11 protein-coding genes and 1 other RNA gene are annotated in these 17,152 nt (G+C 63.1%); 6 read left to right on the top strand and 6 right to left on the bottom strand.

Annotated elements, in window-relative coordinates; all coding sequences use genetic code 11:
- Positions 1–762 carry an ATP-binding cassette domain-containing protein gene (locus GE027_RS03450; protein WP_153555771.1) on the bottom strand — a complete coding sequence of 254 codons (762 nt, stop codon included), beginning with the start codon at positions 760–762 and terminating at the stop codon, positions 1–3.
- A gap of 153 nt (positions 763–915) precedes the next feature.
- Positions 916–2,244, bottom strand: a complete 1,329-nt coding sequence (locus GE027_RS03445; RefSeq protein ID WP_237607230.1) for a PQQ-binding-like beta-propeller repeat protein — start codon at positions 2,242–2,244, stop codon at positions 916–918.
- A gap of 198 nt (positions 2,245–2,442) precedes the next feature.
- Here GE027_RS03445 and GE027_RS03440 point away from each other — a divergent pair, with 198 nt between their 5' ends.
- Positions 2,443–3,915: a lipopolysaccharide biosynthesis protein gene (locus tag GE027_RS03440; protein WP_153555770.1), complete on the top strand. Its 1,473-nt coding sequence runs from the start codon at positions 2,443–2,445 to the stop codon at positions 3,913–3,915.
- A 138-nt stretch (positions 3,916–4,053) separates the two neighbouring features.
- On the opposite strand, the gene folK is transcribed toward GE027_RS03440, so the two are convergent.
- Positions 4,054–5,037 (bottom strand): 2-amino-4-hydroxy-6-hydroxymethyldihydropteridine diphosphokinase, encoded by a 984-nt coding sequence (folK, locus tag GE027_RS03435; protein ID WP_153555769.1) that lies wholly within the window; start codon positions 5,035–5,037, stop codon positions 4,054–4,056.
- A 367-nt stretch (positions 5,038–5,404) separates the two neighbouring features.
- Here folK and GE027_RS03430 point away from each other — a divergent pair, with 367 nt between their 5' ends.
- The 3 genes from GE027_RS03430 to GE027_RS03420 all read left to right on the top strand — a co-directional run bounded on the left by GE027_RS03430 (position 5,405) and on the right by GE027_RS03420 (position 11,608).
- Positions 5,405–8,428, top strand: coding sequence for a PVC-type heme-binding CxxCH protein (locus GE027_RS03430; RefSeq protein ID WP_162006555.1), 3,024 nt, complete (start codon positions 5,405–5,407; stop codon positions 8,426–8,428).
- Between the two features lie 82 nt (positions 8,429–8,510).
- Positions 8,511–9,398: a DUF58 domain-containing protein gene (locus GE027_RS03425; RefSeq protein WP_153555767.1), complete on the top strand. Its 888-nt coding sequence runs from the start codon at positions 8,511–8,513 to the stop codon at positions 9,396–9,398.
- Complete coding sequence (locus tag GE027_RS03420) at positions 9,395–11,608, top strand: vWA domain-containing protein (RefSeq protein ID WP_153555766.1); 2,214 nt, start codon at positions 9,395–9,397, stop codon at positions 11,606–11,608. The genes GE027_RS03425 and GE027_RS03420 overlap by 4 nt, the downstream gene beginning before the upstream one ends.
- A gap of 8 nt (positions 11,609–11,616) precedes the next feature.
- On the opposite strand, the gene GE027_RS03415 is transcribed toward GE027_RS03420, so the two are convergent.
- On the bottom strand, positions 11,617–13,041 hold the full coding sequence (locus tag GE027_RS03415; RefSeq protein ID WP_153555765.1) for a leucine-rich repeat domain-containing protein: 1,425 nt from the start codon (positions 13,039–13,041) through the stop codon (positions 11,617–11,619).
- Between the two features lie 361 nt (positions 13,042–13,402).
- On the opposite strand from GE027_RS03415, the gene GE027_RS03410 reads away from it, so the two are divergent.
- Positions 13,403–14,830, top strand: coding sequence for a Gfo/Idh/MocA family protein (locus tag GE027_RS03410; protein WP_153555764.1), 1,428 nt, complete (start codon positions 13,403–13,405; stop codon positions 14,828–14,830).
- 55 nt (positions 14,831–14,885) lie between these two features.
- Here the strand turns inward: GE027_RS03410 and GE027_RS03405 are convergent, their stop codons facing one another.
- Positions 14,886–16,115: a HEAT repeat domain-containing protein gene (locus GE027_RS03405; protein ID WP_153555763.1), complete on the bottom strand. Its 1,230-nt coding sequence runs from the start codon at positions 16,113–16,115 to the stop codon at positions 14,886–14,888.
- Positions 16,116–16,131: 16 nt separating this feature from the next.
- Positions 16,132–16,761, bottom strand: coding sequence for a DUF4254 domain-containing protein (locus GE027_RS03400; RefSeq protein WP_153555762.1), 630 nt, complete (start codon positions 16,759–16,761; stop codon positions 16,132–16,134).
- Between the two features lie 286 nt (positions 16,762–17,047).
- On the opposite strand from GE027_RS03400, the gene ffs reads away from it, so the two are divergent.
- Positions 17,048–17,142, top strand: an RNA gene (ffs, locus tag GE027_RS03395) — signal recognition particle sRNA small type.
- Positions 17,143–17,152: the final 10 nt, after the last annotated feature.

The following is a 17,152-nucleotide window of genomic DNA, read 5'->3' as shown; positions in this document are numbered from 1 at the left end:
TTACACGGCCTCCGACAAAGCTTGTTGTTCGTGACGCGACAGCAATCCAAAGAACAGATCTTCCACGTCCTGTTCCTGGTGCCGATGGCGGAGGTCGTCCAGCGTCCCGGTATCGAGGATGCGTCCGCGGTGCATGATTGCGACGCGGTCGCACAACCGTTCGACCTCGCGCATGATATGCGTCGAGAAGATCAGGCATTTGCCGGCGTCGCGCAGGCTGCGTACGACCTGCAGCAAATTCCGAGCGACCATCACGTCCAGCCCCAGGGTCGCTTCATCGAAGATCAAGACGGGCGGATCATGAACCAGGGCCCGGGCGATGGACACCTTTTGTTTCATCCCGGTAGACATTTTGCCGGCTGGGACGTCGCGAAAATCGTTCATCCGCAGCTGGTCGAACAATCCTTCCAGACGCTCGGCCAGCTTCGCTTTGCTCATCCCGTGCAGCCGTCCAAAGTACTGCACGGTTTCCCAGGCGGTCATGCGGTCGTAGAGGGCCGTGTTATTGCTGACAAACCCGATCATGCCTCGCACGTCCGCCGGATCGCTATCGACGTCGTAGCCGCCGATGCGCGCCGTCCCGCTGGTCGGCCGCAAGACCGTGCTCAGGATCCGCAGGACGGTGGTTTTGCCCGCACCGTTGGGACCCAGCAAGCCGAATATCTCGCCGCGCGACACGTTGAACGTGACCCGATCCACAGCGACAAACCGCCCCCGCTGCAGGTCGTCGTAGGTTTTTGTCAGATCTTGAACGTAAATCATGGTTCCTGGCAGTGCTCCTGTTGGTACAGCTTAGGTTACCAGGGCGAGACCGCCACAGATTCCCAGACAATTCCGCGGCGAATCGTGCCAGGGCGGGTCCTGCGACCGGCGCCGCTGCGGGGCTTTCTCAGACCCGTAGAAGCGCCGCAAGGGTCAGGGTTTTTGCAACCGGTAAAGCGCCTTGTCGGTCCGCAGATAGAGGGCTGGGGCGGCGACGGCCATCGAAGCCAGGACGCGCTCCTGCAAATCGTTTTCCGCCAACAATCGGTACTCGCGACCGGCGCCAATGACGCTGGTGACGCCGGATTCGTCGGTGGCGTACAGCCGGTCGCCAATCCGTACGGGAGAAGCGGAAAAGTTGCCGCCCAGCCGCTGCCTCCACACCACGTCGCCACTGGCCTGTTCGATACAAACGGCAATTCCGTCATCACTGATCAGGAACAGCAGATCTTCGGCCGCGGTTGGCGAAGGCGTTTTCGAGACGCTCTTGTCGACTCGCCACACGACGTGCGTGTCGGTCACGTCCCCGCTTCCGTCGGGACGAATCGCCAGCAGGCTGGCGCGATTGTACCCGGTGCTCAGGTAGATCAGCCCGCCGGCAAACAGCGGTTTGGGCACCACCGAATACCCGTCGTAGCGAACCTGCCAAAGGATGCGTCCCGACGACGGCTCCAGAGCCAAGACACAGTCACTGCCCGGTGCGATGACCTGTTGCTGGCCATCGACGGTGATCAGCGTGGGGGTGGCGAAAGAGAATTTTCTTTCGGCGTCGACCGGGCGCGGCGTCCGCCAGGCCACCGAACCGTCGGCGGCGTTGAGGGCGGCGACGTAGGGATCGCGGCTGCCGTCACAGGTGAAAATTAATTTTCCATCCACCAGGACCGGCGAACCACCGTTGCCGTGGGTGGGCGGAAAACGCAGGCTGCGCTGCGTCCAGATCACGTTGCCCTCGAGATCACAGCAGGCCGTGCCCAAATGCCCGAAGTGCACGTACAACCGGTCGCCGTCAAGGATCGGCGTCGGGCTGGCGTGGGAGTTCTTGCTGTGGATCCCCGGGGCATCGCTCAGGTCCTGGCTGAACAGCGTTGCCACCCGCTGGATGTCGCCGCTTTTCGCATCGATGATGACGACCGACAAATCCAGCTGTTCGGAATCCCGTGACGATTCCGCATCCTCGGGCCGTTTGATCGCCGCGCTGAGAAAAACTTTGCCGCGACCCACGACCGGCGAGGACCAGCCTTCGCCCGGCGTTTCGCAGCGCCACTGCACATTCTGATCCGGGCCCCAGCGCAGCGGCACCTGGGCCGGATCGGCCGCGGCCACGCCGTCGCCACCGGGACCGCGAAACCGCGGCCACTCTGCCGCTCGGTCGCGTTCCGCGCCGGCCGCCGGACACACGTCCAGGGTTGCCGTCGCAACCATCAAAATCCACAGCGGCAACCAACATCCCGGCGACGACCAGCAACGAAATCGTGACAGCATTTCAGAGCAGCTCTCTATTGAACACGGTGGGCAATCGGAATCGGGGCGGAGACATGCCACCGACAAAACCGGAATAATCGCTCGAGACGAGCACGGGAAGTGCGGCTATTTTATCGCCACGGCGGTGCACTGTGGTAGCTTCGACGAACAGTTTAACGCCGTCGTTTTTTCGCCGCCGTCGCTGAATCCCCTCGCTGTATGTCCGCTGCCGAATCGTCCGATCGTTCGTTCCAGGCCGATTCGCTGGCGCTCGGCATGTCGGTAATGCTGCTGATGACGGTGATCCAGCGAGGCATCGGGTTTGGCCGCGGCATCTGGTTCTGCCGAGTGCTGGACGACCAGGTACTGGGCCAGTGGGCGATGGCCTTTGGCTTCGTCACGATGGTCACGCCGATGTTGTTGCTGGGCCTGCCCGGTTCGCTGCCTCGCTATGTGGAAACCTATCGCCAGCGAGGCCATCTGCGGAGTTTCCTGGGTCGGATCGCCTGGTTGACGTTCGCGCTGTCGGGCGCGGCGGCCGCGGGCATGCTGGTGTTTCCCGAGGCTTTCGGCCGGCTGGTTTTTCGTGCGCCCGCGGGGTTTTCTCCGATCCTGGCCCTGGCTGTGGCGGTGGTTTCGATCGTGCTGTTCAACAGCCTGAATGAATTGGTCGCCGCGCTGCGTCAAGTTCGCGTGGTGTCCTGGATGCAGTTCACCCAGAGCGTTGGGTTTACGGTTCTCGCGATGGCCGTCTTGATGGGCGGAGGCCAGTTGACCGGTTTGATTTACAGTTTTGCCGCCGCTTGCTGGCTGGGCAGTTTGCCGGCATGGTGGGTGTTGCTGCGGAACTGGCACCTGGTGCCGCGGGCACCGGAGCCGCTGTGCAGCGGATCGATGTGGCAGCGCGTGTTGCCCTACGCGGCGGCTCTGTGGGTGATGAACCTGTTGTCCAACGCCTTTGAGTTGTCCGACCGTTACATGATCCTGCATGTCAGCCAGTCCGCCGATCTGGGGCAATCGCTGGTCGGGCAGTACCACAGTGCGCGGATCATTCCCGCCCTGCTCGTATCGGTCGCGGTGATGGGCAGCGGGGTCCTGTTGCCCTACATGACGGCCGACTGGGAAGGCGGGAGGCATCGTCAAATGCGAGCTTCCCTGCGGCGCGTGCTGTTGGCCGTGTCGGTCGTTTTCACCGTGGGAGCCGCCGCAGCGCTGACGCTCGCCCCCTGGATGTTCGAAAAACTGCTTGGCGGCCGGTACGAAGACGGTTTGGCCGTGATGCCGCTGGCGTTCACGTTCAGCATTTGGGCCGGCTTGATCGCGCTGGCCCAGAATTATTTATGGGTCGCCGAGCGCGGCAAACTGGTCGGGTGGGCCTTGGCGGTGGGCTTGGCGGTCAACCTGGGGTTGAACGCCTGGTTGCTGCCCCGCTTCGGGCTCGGTGGCGCCGTCGCGGCCACCGCGTTCTCGCACCTGGTGGTCCTGTTGGGCATCTATCTGGCGATGCAGCACAGCGGGTATCGTTCGGACGTCACGCTGGTCTGGGTAACCCTGCTGCCGGCGACCTTGTTGGCCGGTCCGCTGGCCGCCGTGGTCTGTACGCTGGGCGTGTGTGTGGCCAGCCCGCAGGCGCGGCGTTGGCTGCACGAAGCCTACCGGCAACTGCGAACCAAGAGTCGCCTGTGGTCATAGTAGCTCGGCTGTCCCAGCCGAGAATGCTGACCTGCCTCGGCTGAGAACAGCCGAGAATGCTGACCTGCTTCGGCTGAGGACAGCCGAGAATGCTGACCTGCCTCGGCTGAGGACAGCCGAGCTACTATGGCGACCCTGCTACGATGGTTTCCACCAGTCGCCGTCGTCGCTGGCGGCGGTAACCGGGCACCGCAGCGAATCGAATGCGGAAACCAGTTCCTCCACCGCCCACTGCGGGTCGCCGATCTCCAGCCGATACTCCGGCCAGCGACCGCCTCGCGGCCAGATCTGATGCGGCGCGGGCCAGCGATGCAGGGCGTCGGTCTGTTGCAGGCGAACCAACAACCGCGGCAGACGATGGTTCGCCGACCAGGTGGCCTCTTCCGCCACGGTGGGCAGGACCGGCGGTGCGGCGGCGATCCAAGCTTGTCCCGGGTCCGCTTCGATTTGTACCTGACCGCTGATGTTCGTCCCGTAGGAGGCCGCATCGGCCGGCGCGTTGGCGGCCACCGCCGGTGCGGCCGGCAGCGGCGGAGCGGCAAACCAGGGGATGTCCAGCCGCCGAGCGACCTGTTCACAGAAGCGGTTGCGGCAATCGGCGTCGCCACCGACCAGGGCCAGAGACGGCGGCGCGGCCAACAGGTGATCGGTCAACCGCTGGATCGTCCAGCCAAACCGCGGGTCGCACCAGGTGGGAACGATGTCGCAGGCCGGCAGCAAGACGAACAGACGCGCGGTGTAGCGGGGGTGGGGGACGATCAGGTCCGACCCGCCGCCGGTCAAGTCGCCGTACAGCACGACATCCAGGTCGATCGATCGTGCGTCCCAGCGAATCTTTCGCTCGCGGCCCAGTTGTTGTTCGATCGCCTGCAGCCAAAGCAGGATTTCACGAGCCGGCGCCGCGGTGCGAAAGGCTGCGACCGCGTTGAGAAACGGTTCCTGGCCGCCGGGACCACCGATCGGCGGCGTTGTGAACAAGCGGCTGGTGCGAAACTCGCGCACCAGCGGATGCACGGCCAATCGGCGAGCCGCCTCGGTCAGGAGGCCCTGCCGCTGGCCCAGGTTCGATCCCAGGCTGACCAGGCATTCGAAACGTTCATTGGGTTCAGCACGCTCGGACATCAATTCACCGTATACAACGCTTGCCAACCGCGTCCAGGAGGGCCCAGTGCGGCGGAGACCCCAGTGCGGCGGAGACCCCAGTGCGGCGGAGACCCCAGTGCGGCGGAGACCCCAGTGCGGCGGACGCGAGCTGCCTGGACGGCGCCAGGAGAGTTCAGACCGGTTGTTATAACCGGTCGGCCCCGCATGTCCCATGGCCGGAGCGGATCGCCGCAGAGCAATGCCCCGCTCCGCCGGCCGCCGCGGCAATCGATTAAACTGGGGCCACGTTCGGTATTCACAGGCTGGAAGCCTATGCCACGCAGATCACAGGCTGGAAGCCTATGCCACACCTGTTTCCCTCCTCCATCGCAGTCGACGTTTCGTTATGAGCATGCTGTCTTTCCCCACCGGCGCTGGCCATCCCATCCTGTGGCTGGTCTTGGTGGCCGCGGTGTTGGCTCCGCACGTGACCTCCGGCGAAGAGCTTCGCATTCCCCGCCGTCAGGACGCGCCGCCCGGTCCGCCGCTGTCGCCGCAGGCGGCGCTGGACAAGATGGAGGTGCCCGAGGGCTTTTCGGTCCAGTTGGTCGCTTCGGAACCCCAACTGATGAATCCCGTGGCGATGTGCATCGACGACGCGGGCCGTTTCTGGGTGACGGAAAGCTTTGAGTACCCGCGTCGCCAGCCCGGTCCGGGACGCGACCGGATCAAGGTTCTGGAGGATACCGATCGCGACGGCGTGGTCGACAAGGTCACCGTCTTTGCCGAAGGCCTGAACATTCCCTCGGGCATCCAGGTCGGCCACGGCGGCGTGTGGGTCGCCAACGCTCCGGACCTGCTGTTCCTGGAGGATACCGACGGCGACCTGCGAGCCGACAAGACGACGAAGGTGTTGACCGGTTTCGGCCGCACCGATACGCACGAGTTGCCCAACGCGTTTACCTGGGGCCCCGATGGATACCTGTACGGCCTGAACGGCGTCTTCAACCATTGCCGCGTCCGCTACACCCCGCAGAATCCCAACTACCAAAGCGGTCAGGAGCCATGGCGATTTACCTGTGCCGTTTGGCGGCTGGACCCGCGCACTTGGGAGTTCGAAATCTTTGCCGAAGGGACCAGCAACCCGTGGGGCATCGCCATCAATCCGGCCGGCGACTTCTTTCTCTCGGCCTGTGTGATCGACCACCTCTGGCACGTGGCCGAAACCGGCTACTACATCCGCCAGGGCGGGCCCTATCCCGCGTACACTTGGCCCATGCCTTCAATCGTCCAGCACAAACATCAAAAGGCGGCCTACTGTGGGATCGTGCACTTCGACAGCGATGCCTACCCGCCGGAGTATCGCAACACGTTGTACATGGGCAACGTCCACGCGGGTTGTTTGAACGCCGATGTGCTCGAGCCGCGTGGTGCCAGCTACTTCGGCAAACCGCGTGAAGACTTCCTCACTGCCAACGACGTGTGGTTCATGCCGGTGTCCCAGCAAGTCGGCCCCGACGGGTGCCTGTATGTGCTGGATTGGTACGACCGGTACCACTGTTATCAGGATGCCAACGCGGATCCCGAAGGCGTGGACCGTGGACATGGAAGGCTGTATCGCGTTCGTTATCAAAACACGCCGGCCGCCGAAGCATTCGATCTGCAAGCGGAAACCGACGAGCAGTTGCTGCGGCGTTTGGCTTCGCCCAATATCTATTGGCGCGAGCGTGCCCAGCGGATCCTGGCCGAGCGGAGCGACGCCACCACGGCTCGCCGGTTGCTGGACATGGTCAACGACGCCGACACGCCGCAAACCGCTCGTCGACACGCTCTTTGGACGCTGCTGTCCGGGACGCAGCATCGCGCCGAGGACCTGTTGCGGTTGTGCGATCACAGCGATCCGGTCATCGCCGCCTGGAGCGTTCGCGGGCTGGGTGATCACCATGCCGACGACGACGCGGTCGGCCGCAAACTGCGGCAGATGGCCGCCGCCGAAACGACACATCCACGCACTCGGGTGCAATTAATTGTCGCAGCCGGAAAGGCTTCGCTGGCGCCCGAAGACAAGACCGCCGTGGTACGGGATTGCTTGCTGCACAGCAACGACCCGACGATCACGCACCTCGCTTGGAACGCCGTTCTGCCGTGGGTTCGTAAGTCGCCAGCAACGACGGTCGAGGGATTGCTGGTCGCCAAGGCGGACGAGAACGTGCAGCAGTTGCTGCCACGTTTGTTGCCCGTGCTGTGCGATTCAGCCGAACAAAATCTGCCGCTTGTCCAGCAGATTTTGACGGAGTCGCTGGACGCGCAGATGCCCTCCCCTCTGACCACGGCCATCCTCGAAGCTGTGATTTCTCAGACCCAGCAGGGCCGCTTCAGCGCCGCCCAGCGACAACGTCTGGCCCGCGCGATCGCTCCACAGCTGCGACACTTGATCGACCAAAACCAGATTTCGGCTTTGATGCTGGCGGCCATGTGGGGCGATGCCGCGGGCCAACGCCACGCCGCGACGGTCTTTCAAAACGCCCTGCGGCCAACGTCCCAGCGCGTCGCGGCGCTCGAAACCCTGATTTATTCCAACAGCCCCAACCTGCTGGAAAGCCTGCGTGGGGTTTTACTAAAGCAGCAGACATCGCCGGAGCTGCGGGCCGCGGTGCTCGATCAACTGGGCCGGGCGAGCCATCCCGAGATCGCCGATCTGGCGCTGCAGCTGTATCCTCAGTTGCCCGGCGACGTGAAACCCAAAGTCATCGAATTGCTGACCCAACGCAGCGGTTGGTCCGAGGAATTGTTGCAAGCGATCGCCGCCGAACGCGTCCCCCGCGAGGCGTTGAACCTGAACCAACTGCGACGCTTGGCCTCGGCGACCGAACCCGCGGTCCAGCGGGCGGTGGCCGAGGTCTATGGTCAGGTTCGCACCGACCGACGCAGCGACCGCAGCAAGATCATCCAGCATTACCGCGAGCGTTTGGCTTCGGCCGACGGCGATCCCATCGCCGGTGAAGCGTCGTTCATGAAGGTCTGCGGTCAATGCCATCAGATCTACGGCAAAGGAGCCGCCGTCGGTCCCGATATCACCCGCAACGGCCGCAACGACTGGAATCAATTGCTCCACAACGTCTTGGATCCCTCGGCCGTAATCGGCCCGGGCTATCAAGCACGCACCGTGGTCACCGCCGACGGACGCGTCCTGACTGGGTTGGCGGTGGAGGAATCGGACCAGCGAGTGGTGTTGAAGCTGCAGGGCGGCAAAGTGGAATCGATTCCTCGAGACGAGATCGAAGTTTTCAAGATCAACGAGGTTTCGATGATGCCCGAGGAGCTGGAGAAGCAGTTGACGCCAAAAGAGATCGCCGACCTGTTTGCGTTCCTGGCCCTGGACAAACCACCGCGCGATCCCGAGGCCAAGAAATTGCCCGGAGCGCCGTAGCTGGGAATTGGTTGGCGCAGCCGGTAAGATGCTGGTTTGCGTGTTTGTTCCTGATCGCTGCAACCGTCTTCGAAAACCGCTTATGCCTGCCGCCGCAACCGAGCTGCTGCCCGCCGATCTGATCGCTCGTCTGGAGCGACTGGAATTGGTTTCTCGTCGTGTCTTTCGCGGACGTATGAAGGGCGAACGCCGCAGTCGCCGCAAGGGACAAAGCGTCGAATTCGCTGACTTCCGAAACTACGTCGCCGGCGACGACCTGCGACAGATCGACTGGAACCTGTATGCACGTCTGGACCAGTTGTTTTTGAAACTGTTTCTGGAAGAGGAAGACCTGCACTTTTACGCCCTGATCGATTCCAGCGAGTCGATGAACTTTGGCGATCCGACCAAGCTGCACGTCGCCAAGCAATTGGCCGCCTGCCTGGGGTACGTGGGCCTGTGCCGTGCCGACCGCGTCAAACTGGCCGCGCTCGGTCCCCAGGGCGACCGGGCACCGGTCCTGCGGGGCAAGTCCAACCTGTGGCGAATGCTGGAATACCTCGATGGGATTCGCCCCGGCGATAACGGTTCGTTGTACGAGGATGTCAAGCGTTTCTCGCATCGCAACACCGGAACCGGAATCGTCGTCCTGATCACCGATCTGTTGGACAAGCAGGGCTATGAACAAGCGCTGCGGATGTTGCTGGGCCGCCGCATGGACGTGTACGTCGTTCACCTGCTGGCCCCGGAAGAATTGGAACCGCCGCTGCAGGGCGACCTGCGGCTGGTCGATAGCGAAGACGGCGACCAGGCCGAAGTCACCGTCAACCGTATCCTGTTGGAACGCTACCAACGCACCGTCAACGCCTTTATCGACACCGCGCGAACGTTCTGCAGCCGACGCTCGATCACTTACCTGTTGGCCCGCACCGATATGCCGGTCGACCAACTGGTCACTCGATACTTACGTGAACGTGGGGTGGTGCGATGAGTTATCTGCCGGCCTTGGCGGCGTGGCAATGGGCGCTGCTGGCGGTGGTGCCCATCGGCATCGTGCTGTTGTACTTCCTGAAACTGCGGCGCCAGCCGATGGTGGTGCCCAGCACGTTCCTGTGGTCGCGGACGATCGAAGACCTGCACGTCAACAGTCTGCTGCAGCGGCTGCGCCGCAGTCTGTTGTTGTTGCTGCAGTTGTTGGTCATCGCGATGGCCGCGTTGGCCCTGTTGCGGCCCGGCTGGCAGAGCAGCAATCAGCAGAACGAACGGCTGGTCCTGCTGCTGGACACCTCGGCCAGTATGCGAGCGACCGACGTGGATGAGGAGGAAAGTCGTTTCGAAGCGGCCAAGAAGAAGGTTCGCGAGCGGATCGACAGGATGGACGATACCGACGTCGCGATGCTGATCGCCTTTAACGATCGCGCCGAAGTGCTGCAGTCCTTCACGTCGGATCGCAACCGCCTGCGCGAGGCCCTCGAGCGGGCCCGCCAGAGCGACCGCCCGACCGATGTGCTCGATGCGCTCAAAGCCGCGGCCGGGCTGGCCAACCCGAATCGAACCAGCGAAGCCGGCGATGCCCAGGACTACCAAGTGGCCGACGCCCAGCCGGCCCAGCTGTTGATCTATTCCGATGGCGGTTTTCCCAATGTCACCGATTTCGATTTAGAAAACCTGCAAGCCACCTACATTCCCGTCGGCACCGAGGACGCAGCGAATCTGGCGATCGTGGCCTTCAGCGCCCAGCGAAATCCCGAAACGCCCGAACAAGTCGAAGCCTTCGCTCGCGTGGCCAATACCGGCACCGAGCGCCAACGGCTCGACGCAACATTGTTCATGGACGACCAGTTCCTGGACGCGATCGAACTGGACATTCCGGCCGGTGAAGAAGCCGGCGCGCCGTTTCAGTTGAGCAACGCGGCGGCCGCCGAATTGAAGCTGGTCCTGAATATCGTCGACGACAACGGCCGCCCGGTAGCACGCGACGAGCTGGCCCTGGACAACACGGCTTACGCGGCAATCGCCCCCATGCGTACCGTTTCGGTGCTGTTGGTCAGCGAAGGTAACCACCCGCTGGAGCTGGCGCTGCAGACGCCCGAAGCCAGGCGGTTGTGTTTGCTGGAAACCGTTTCACCGGCCTATCTGCAAAGCGACGCTTATCAAGAACGGGCCACCGGCGGCCTGGACGATTTGATTATCTACGATCGCTGTGCACCGCAGCAGATGCCGGTTTCCAACACGATGTTTATCGGTTCGCTGCCCCCGGCCGGTTGGCAGTGGGGCGAACCAACCTCGCCGGTGCTGTTGATCGACATCGATCGCACGCATCCCTTGATGCGTTTCCTGGAGCTGTACTCCCTGCAGATCGTCGAAGGCCGTCCGCTGACGCCGCCCCAGGGCAGTGTCGATCTGTTGACCGCCGACAGCGGCGCGGTGATGGCCGTTTCGCCGCGCGAGGGTTATCAGGACCTGGTCGTCGGCTTTGACATCCTGTCCGACACCGAAGAGGGCATGGTTTTTAACAGTGACTGGCCGGTGCAGCGCAGCTGGCCGGTGTTCGTACTGAACGTCCTGCGGCACCTGGGCGGCGCGATCGATTCCAGTTCGTCGCCTTCGTACCCGCCGGGTGAGACCGTCACGATGCGGGTCGACAACCGTCTGAAGACCGTCGACCTGACCGACCCGAGCGGCCGCAAACGCACCCTGCAGGTGGCCGCCGGCGGAACCGTATCGATCACCGACACGGATCAACCGGGCCTGTATCTGTTGTCCAAACAGGAACTGCCGCTGGGCGTGTTCACCGTCAACCTGTTTGACCTGCAGGAAAGCCGTCTGCAACGTCCCGCGGTGCGGTTGATCGGACCGGTCGCCCAGTTCGACACCGAGTACGTGGTCGGCGAAGCCGAAGACGGGGCGAGGATTGCCGAAGCCATGCTGGCTCTGGAGGCGGGGACCGAACCGCAGATCCAGGCCTGGCTGGACGATGGCGTGGTCCGACGCAACGACGCCCCGATCGACCCCGACGCCACGGTCCGCAGTGGCGACCGGATCACGATCATCGATCTGGATCGCGAGAACGCGATTCTGCGAGCCGAAGAGGGCGCCGCCACCGTCGCCGCCAGAGGCGAACTGTGGCGGTGGCTATTATTGATCGCCGTCGGCCTGCTGACGGCCGAGTGGGTTCTGTACACGCGGCGGCTGATGTAACGCGGAGCTCAGCCGCTCTCGTATTCGACCAGGTTCAGGTCTTCGTACTTCTCGATCAATTCGTCGATGACATCAAAGCCGATGTTCGAGTTGTTGGCGATGTTCAAGTAGACCAGGTTCGGCAGAGCGGCCAGCTTGCGGATGCTTTCATCGGCCAGCTGGGTGCCAGCCACGTTCAGACGCTTCAACTTTTTAAACTTCAGCAGCGTCGGCGTGGCTTCGTCGGTGATCGACGTGGACTTCAGGTCCAGGTCTTCCAGTTCGGTCAAATCACCCAGCTGGGCCAGCGCTTCGTCATCGAGCTTGGTTTCCCACAGGCCCAGCAGTCGCAGTTTCTTCAGCTGGTTCAGCGGCGCAAAACCTTCGGAGTCGATCAAGCGGCATTCGCTGAGGTCCAGATAGGTGACGTTGGGCAGGTCGGCGATGATCGCCACGCCCTGGTTGTCGATCGACGTGCCGCGCAGTTCCAAGCGGTCCAATTGGTCCAGGCCGGCGACGTGCTTGAACCCTTCGCCGGTGATGTCGGTCTCGCGAATTCGCAGCCGCTTCAGCTTCTTCAAATTGGCGACCGCCGGCATGCCTTCGTCGCTGATCTTGCTGGCGTCCATCTGAATGTACTGCAGCGTCGGCATTTGGCCGAACACCTGCAGCGACGCATCGCTGATCGACGTGCAGTAGTTCACGTTGATGCTCTTCAGTTTCAGGTCGGCCAGTTTTTCGATTCCGGCGTCGGTCACGTTGGATTTTTCCAGCTGGATGTCTTCCAGGGTCGTGATCTTGGCCAGGTGATCCATGCCGGGATCGGAGATATTGCTGTTGCGCACGTCGATCGCCCGCAACTTGGGCAGGTCGGTCAGATGTGCCAGACCATCGTTGGAAATGCCGGTGCGGCGGAGGAACAGCGCGACCAGCTTGTCCAGTTTGCCGACCGTTTTCATCGCTTCGTCGGTGATCGCCGCATCGGTCAGGTCCAGCCGCTGGAGGTTTTCCAGTTCCGCCAACGCCTCGAGGCCTTCGTCATGGATGCCGGGTCCGGAGAGCCGAGCGATTTTGACGTGCGGCAAACCAGCAAAATGCTGAAACGTATCGGCAATCGAATCATCCGTACCCACGGCCAACTCGACGACGTGTCCCTGGCTGTTGGTCGTCAGGGCGTACCCGGCCGCCTCCAGCGCCGCGACCGCATCGTCGGACTGCTGTGGGGCTTGTTGGACGGGAGGGCTGGGCTGGGCCACAGGCTGGGGCCGCTGGACCGAATCCGCGTTGGTCAAAGGATAGGGTTTGGGCGTCACCGGGTTCGGGGTCTGCTCCAGCTCTGCACGCGTGGTCTGAGTGGGTTCCAGCGGCTGGTTTTCCTGGCAACCGGCACTGGTGCAGACGACCAGGACGGCCGCAAACGGCAGGCAGGCGGACAGGCGAGGTAAACGAAACATGAATCGGCTCACAAAGGACTCCGTCACTGGGGCGTTTTGGGTGAAAGGGAGGGAAAGCTGTATCGGAAGCAGCAGTTTAGTCCAAAGGCGGTGTTTAGGGCGAGCAGAGGAACGCAATTGATTGTTTGTTGGCCGCCCAGCTGCTATTGTAGAGCGAGCGTCGCCCTACGGGCGGTACCTTCAGGATGTCGATCGCACCCCCGGGAATGCGTCTGCCACCCCCCGGGGTGTCCGTCCCACCCACGTGTTTGCCTACCCCAATCCTTACCCCACCTCGTTTCCTCAATCGTGTTCTATCCACCGGGGCAAGCATGGTAATGCGCCACGGCTGGATGCAATTTTCTTGTTCGGAGTTTATTGAATGGCCCAATCTAAATCTGTCCAGCGTGGTTCGACGCGTCGAACCTTCGTCAAACAATCCGCGGCACTGGGAACCGGCCTGTGGCTCGGCAGCCAAGGTCTGTCCCAAGCGGTCGGTCAGGAATCGGCACAGAACGCCTTGACCGCAGCCTGCATCGGCGTTGGCGGCAAGGGCAGCAGCGACTGCAGTCACATCGGCGACCTGGGCGTCAAAATCGTCGGCTTGTGCGACGTCGATGCTGGCACCCTGACCAAGAAGGGACGCGAGTTCCCCGACGCCAAGCAGTTCTCCGACTTCCGCGAAATGCTGGACCAACTGGGCGACAAGGTCGACATCGTTACCGTCAGCACGCCCGACCACACCCACGCCACCGCCGCCTTGAAGGCGATGCGGATGAAGAAGCACGTGTACTGTCAGAAACCGCTGACCTGGTCGATCGCCGAAGCACGGGCTTTGCGCGAAACGGCGGCCGAAACCGGCGTGGTGACGCAGATGGGCAACCAAGGCACCTCCGAAGACGGGCTTCGCGAAGCGGTCGAAATGGTCCGCGACGGCGTGATCGGCGATGTGACCGACGTGCACGTCTGGACCAACCGTCCGGTCTGGCCGCAGGGCCTCGGACGTCCCGAAGGCGAAGATCCGATTCCCGAAGGCCTGAACTGGGACGCCTGGATCGGACCGGCTCCCATGCGGCCCTTCAAGAAAGGCGTTTACCACTCGTTCAACTGGCGCGGCTGGGTCGACTTCGGCACCGGCGCTCTGGGCGACATGGCGTGCCACACGACCAACATGCCGGTGATGGCCCTGGATCTGTGGGACCCGGTCGCGGTGACCGCCGTGAAGAACCCGGGAATCGTCGAAGGCGAAACCTTCCCCGGCAGCTCCACGCTGTTGTTCGAGTTCCCGGAACGCGGGAACTTCAAGCCCTGCAAGTTCCACTGGTACGACGGCGGCAACCTGCCCGACGAATCGGTGATCTCGCAGTTGCCGGCCTCGTTCCAACGCCGCGTCGAAGCCCAACGCAGTGGCAATGGTCGCAAGACCAGCGGTGCCGTGCTGATCGGCACCAAGGGCATCTTGTTCTCGCCGGATGATTACGGTGCGCGGGCGATCCTGCTGCCCGAAGACAGGTTCACGGACTACAAAAAGCCCGAGCAGACCTTGCCGCGGATTCCGTACAACGCCAGCGGTGATGAACGGCAGAAGTGGGAGTTCGTGTCGACCGTCAAAGGCGAATACGAACCCGGCACGATGGCCAACTTCGACTACGCTGGCCGCCTGACCGAAACCATCCTGGTCGGCAACCTGGCGATGCGAGCCGGAGAAGGTCAGCGCGTCAAGTGGGATGCCAAGGCGATGCGCAGCCCCAACGTCGAAGCGGTCAACGAATTCGTCAGCCGCGAATACCGCGACGGCTGGGAAATGTAGCGTGCCGCAGCGCTGAAGTGATTCGTAAGCTCGCAGCGCCGCCGGTGCTGCGAGCTTATTTTTTGCGCTGCTGGAGGATGCGACGAATCAGGTCCGCGACCGCCGGATCCCGCTCGACCGCCAGCCGCTCACGCAGCCACTGGACCGTCTCGGCTTGGTCCATCGTTCCCAACGCGGCAATCGCCTGACGCCGGACCTCGGGTTCGGCGTCTTCGCCCAACCACTGCAGCCACTGGCGAGGGTCCAGTTCGTCGTGCCGGGCTAGTTCCGACAGCAGTGCCAAGCGTACACGGATGTCCGGATCGGCCAAACGTTCGGCTAGCAGCAAAGCCGTTTGGTCAAAGCCGCGGCGCTGCAGTTCGCGATGGGCCGCGTCTCTCAGCTGCGGCTGAACGCTGCGCAGGCCTGCGATCACGCTGCGCGTCGTGTAGGCTTCGAAAGGACCGCCGCTCAAGTATTCCACGGGAACCACGACGGCCTCCCGTCCCCGTCCCGATTGAACGCGGACCGGCGATAACTGGGGGACTTGGTTGCTGGTTTCCAGCGGCTGCAGCAAAGCTTCCTGGGATTCGCTCGCAGAGGATCGCTCCTGGCCTGCAGACGATTCCGTCTCGGGGCCTTGCGCTGCGGCCGGCGGTGGCGGCGACGAGGCCGGAGCCGTGTCCTCGAGCGGTAATGGTTGGGTTCGCAGGGCGACCCGCGGCGTCGCCGCATCCGGATCACTCGAAGCAAGCCGTTCGCTGGTATCGGGCAGGTCGTCGACGCCATCGCCCGCGGAAAAGCTGGCCAACAGCTCGGTCGCTTGTCGGTAGGCCAGCGACGCGTCGCTGGAAGCATGTTCGACGGTTTCGACGATGGTGCGGTTCAGCAGCATCGCCAGCCAGCCGCTGCGCGAGCGAGGCAGCCGCGGCGCGACCTCGGTCAATTCCTGTACCAGGCGATGATGCCGGTCGTCGGCCCGCCGGTCGGTCAATTCGACCCAGCCGCGTTGGTCTTCGCGGAGCAGATCGAAAGCGGTGCGGGCAACGGCCTCCTCGGGCGAGGCCAGCTGCTCGGTCAGGACCGGCATGCCGATCGAACCGAGCTGGGCGATTTGCTGCAGCCGCTGGATCCGCACGTCGATCGGTTGTTCGTTCAGACCCGTCGACAGACGCGTCAGTAGCCATCTTTGGGAGCCCCACTGGATACCCAGCACGCCCACCAAGGCGACCACCACCACGGCCAATGTCCGCACGGTCCGCAGTGGAGCGCGCGGACGTCGATCGACTGCAAACGGGTTGTCCATCGAAGGGGGCGTCCGTTTAACCAGCGCGACGCTGGGAAGCCTGGTAGATCGAGGGGTTCAACGAAGGGTCGTTGTACATCTTGAACTGACGATAGGTCTTGTGCAGTTTGCGGCCGGCGAACAGGTCGTCCAGCAGCGTGGCCAAGGCGTCGGTCAAGTCGCTGTGCTGCAAGCGGCAGATTTCGATCCGCTGCGTGACCTTGGCTTTGTGGGCCTGGTCGGCGTCGCCGCGGTGCAGCTGTTCCTCGTAGTGATACAGACGCAGCGACATGATCGAGAGGCGATCGATCGTGCTGCCGGCCGTTTCGGTGTTGATCGGGGCCTCGGCGGCGACCACCACACCTTCGCTCTGCAGCCGTTCGGTGATCGCGTCGTCGAGGCGTTCGATCATGTCGTTACGCTTCTGGTTCAGCCCATCGATGTTGCGTTTGACCTGGGCGATTTCGGTGTCGCTGGCCGTGGGGCTGCGAGCGATGTCTTCCTCGTGCCACAGACGGAAATTGAATTCATGCTGCTGGCAAACCAGTTGCAGGAATCCGGTGTACGGATTGTCGATGTCCTGCTCGTGCCAACGGGCCACCAGTTCCTGTTGGTGTCGAACAATAGTGTGGGCGTCGATGTCGAGGCGTTGCTTGGGGGCCGTCATCGCGGATAAATCCTTGCTACCGTGATTTTGGAAAGAAGCGGACAGACCGGACCATCGCACGTTCACCGGGCATGTGTTTTCGCCAGAACACCGATTGGTCGCGGCCCTCGATCCTAGGAAAACCCATCGACCGCCAGCAAGATCAATGCGGGCGGCCGCAAATCTGCCCGCCGCCGGTTCGCACCGCGTTGACAGGGAGGGCGGAGCGCATCAGAATCTAGCCCTTCGCCCGTGACCGACACCATCTGTGTCCGGGTGGCCTATCGAGCCAATCGAATTGCCCGCCGGTGGCGGCCCTCGCGATGGGGAGCCGTGAACCTGGTCAGGCCTTAACTGGAGCAGCCATAAGCGGGGTACCTTTGTGTGGGGGTCGCCTCCGGCGGGCAATTCA

This window comes from Roseimaritima sediminicola (assembly GCF_009618275.1).
GTDB lineage: Bacteria > Planctomycetota > Planctomycetia > Pirellulales > Pirellulaceae > Roseimaritima > Roseimaritima sediminicola.
Note: the sequence above shows the minus strand (reverse complement) of the source record. Positions and strands in the feature narration are given on the sequence as shown.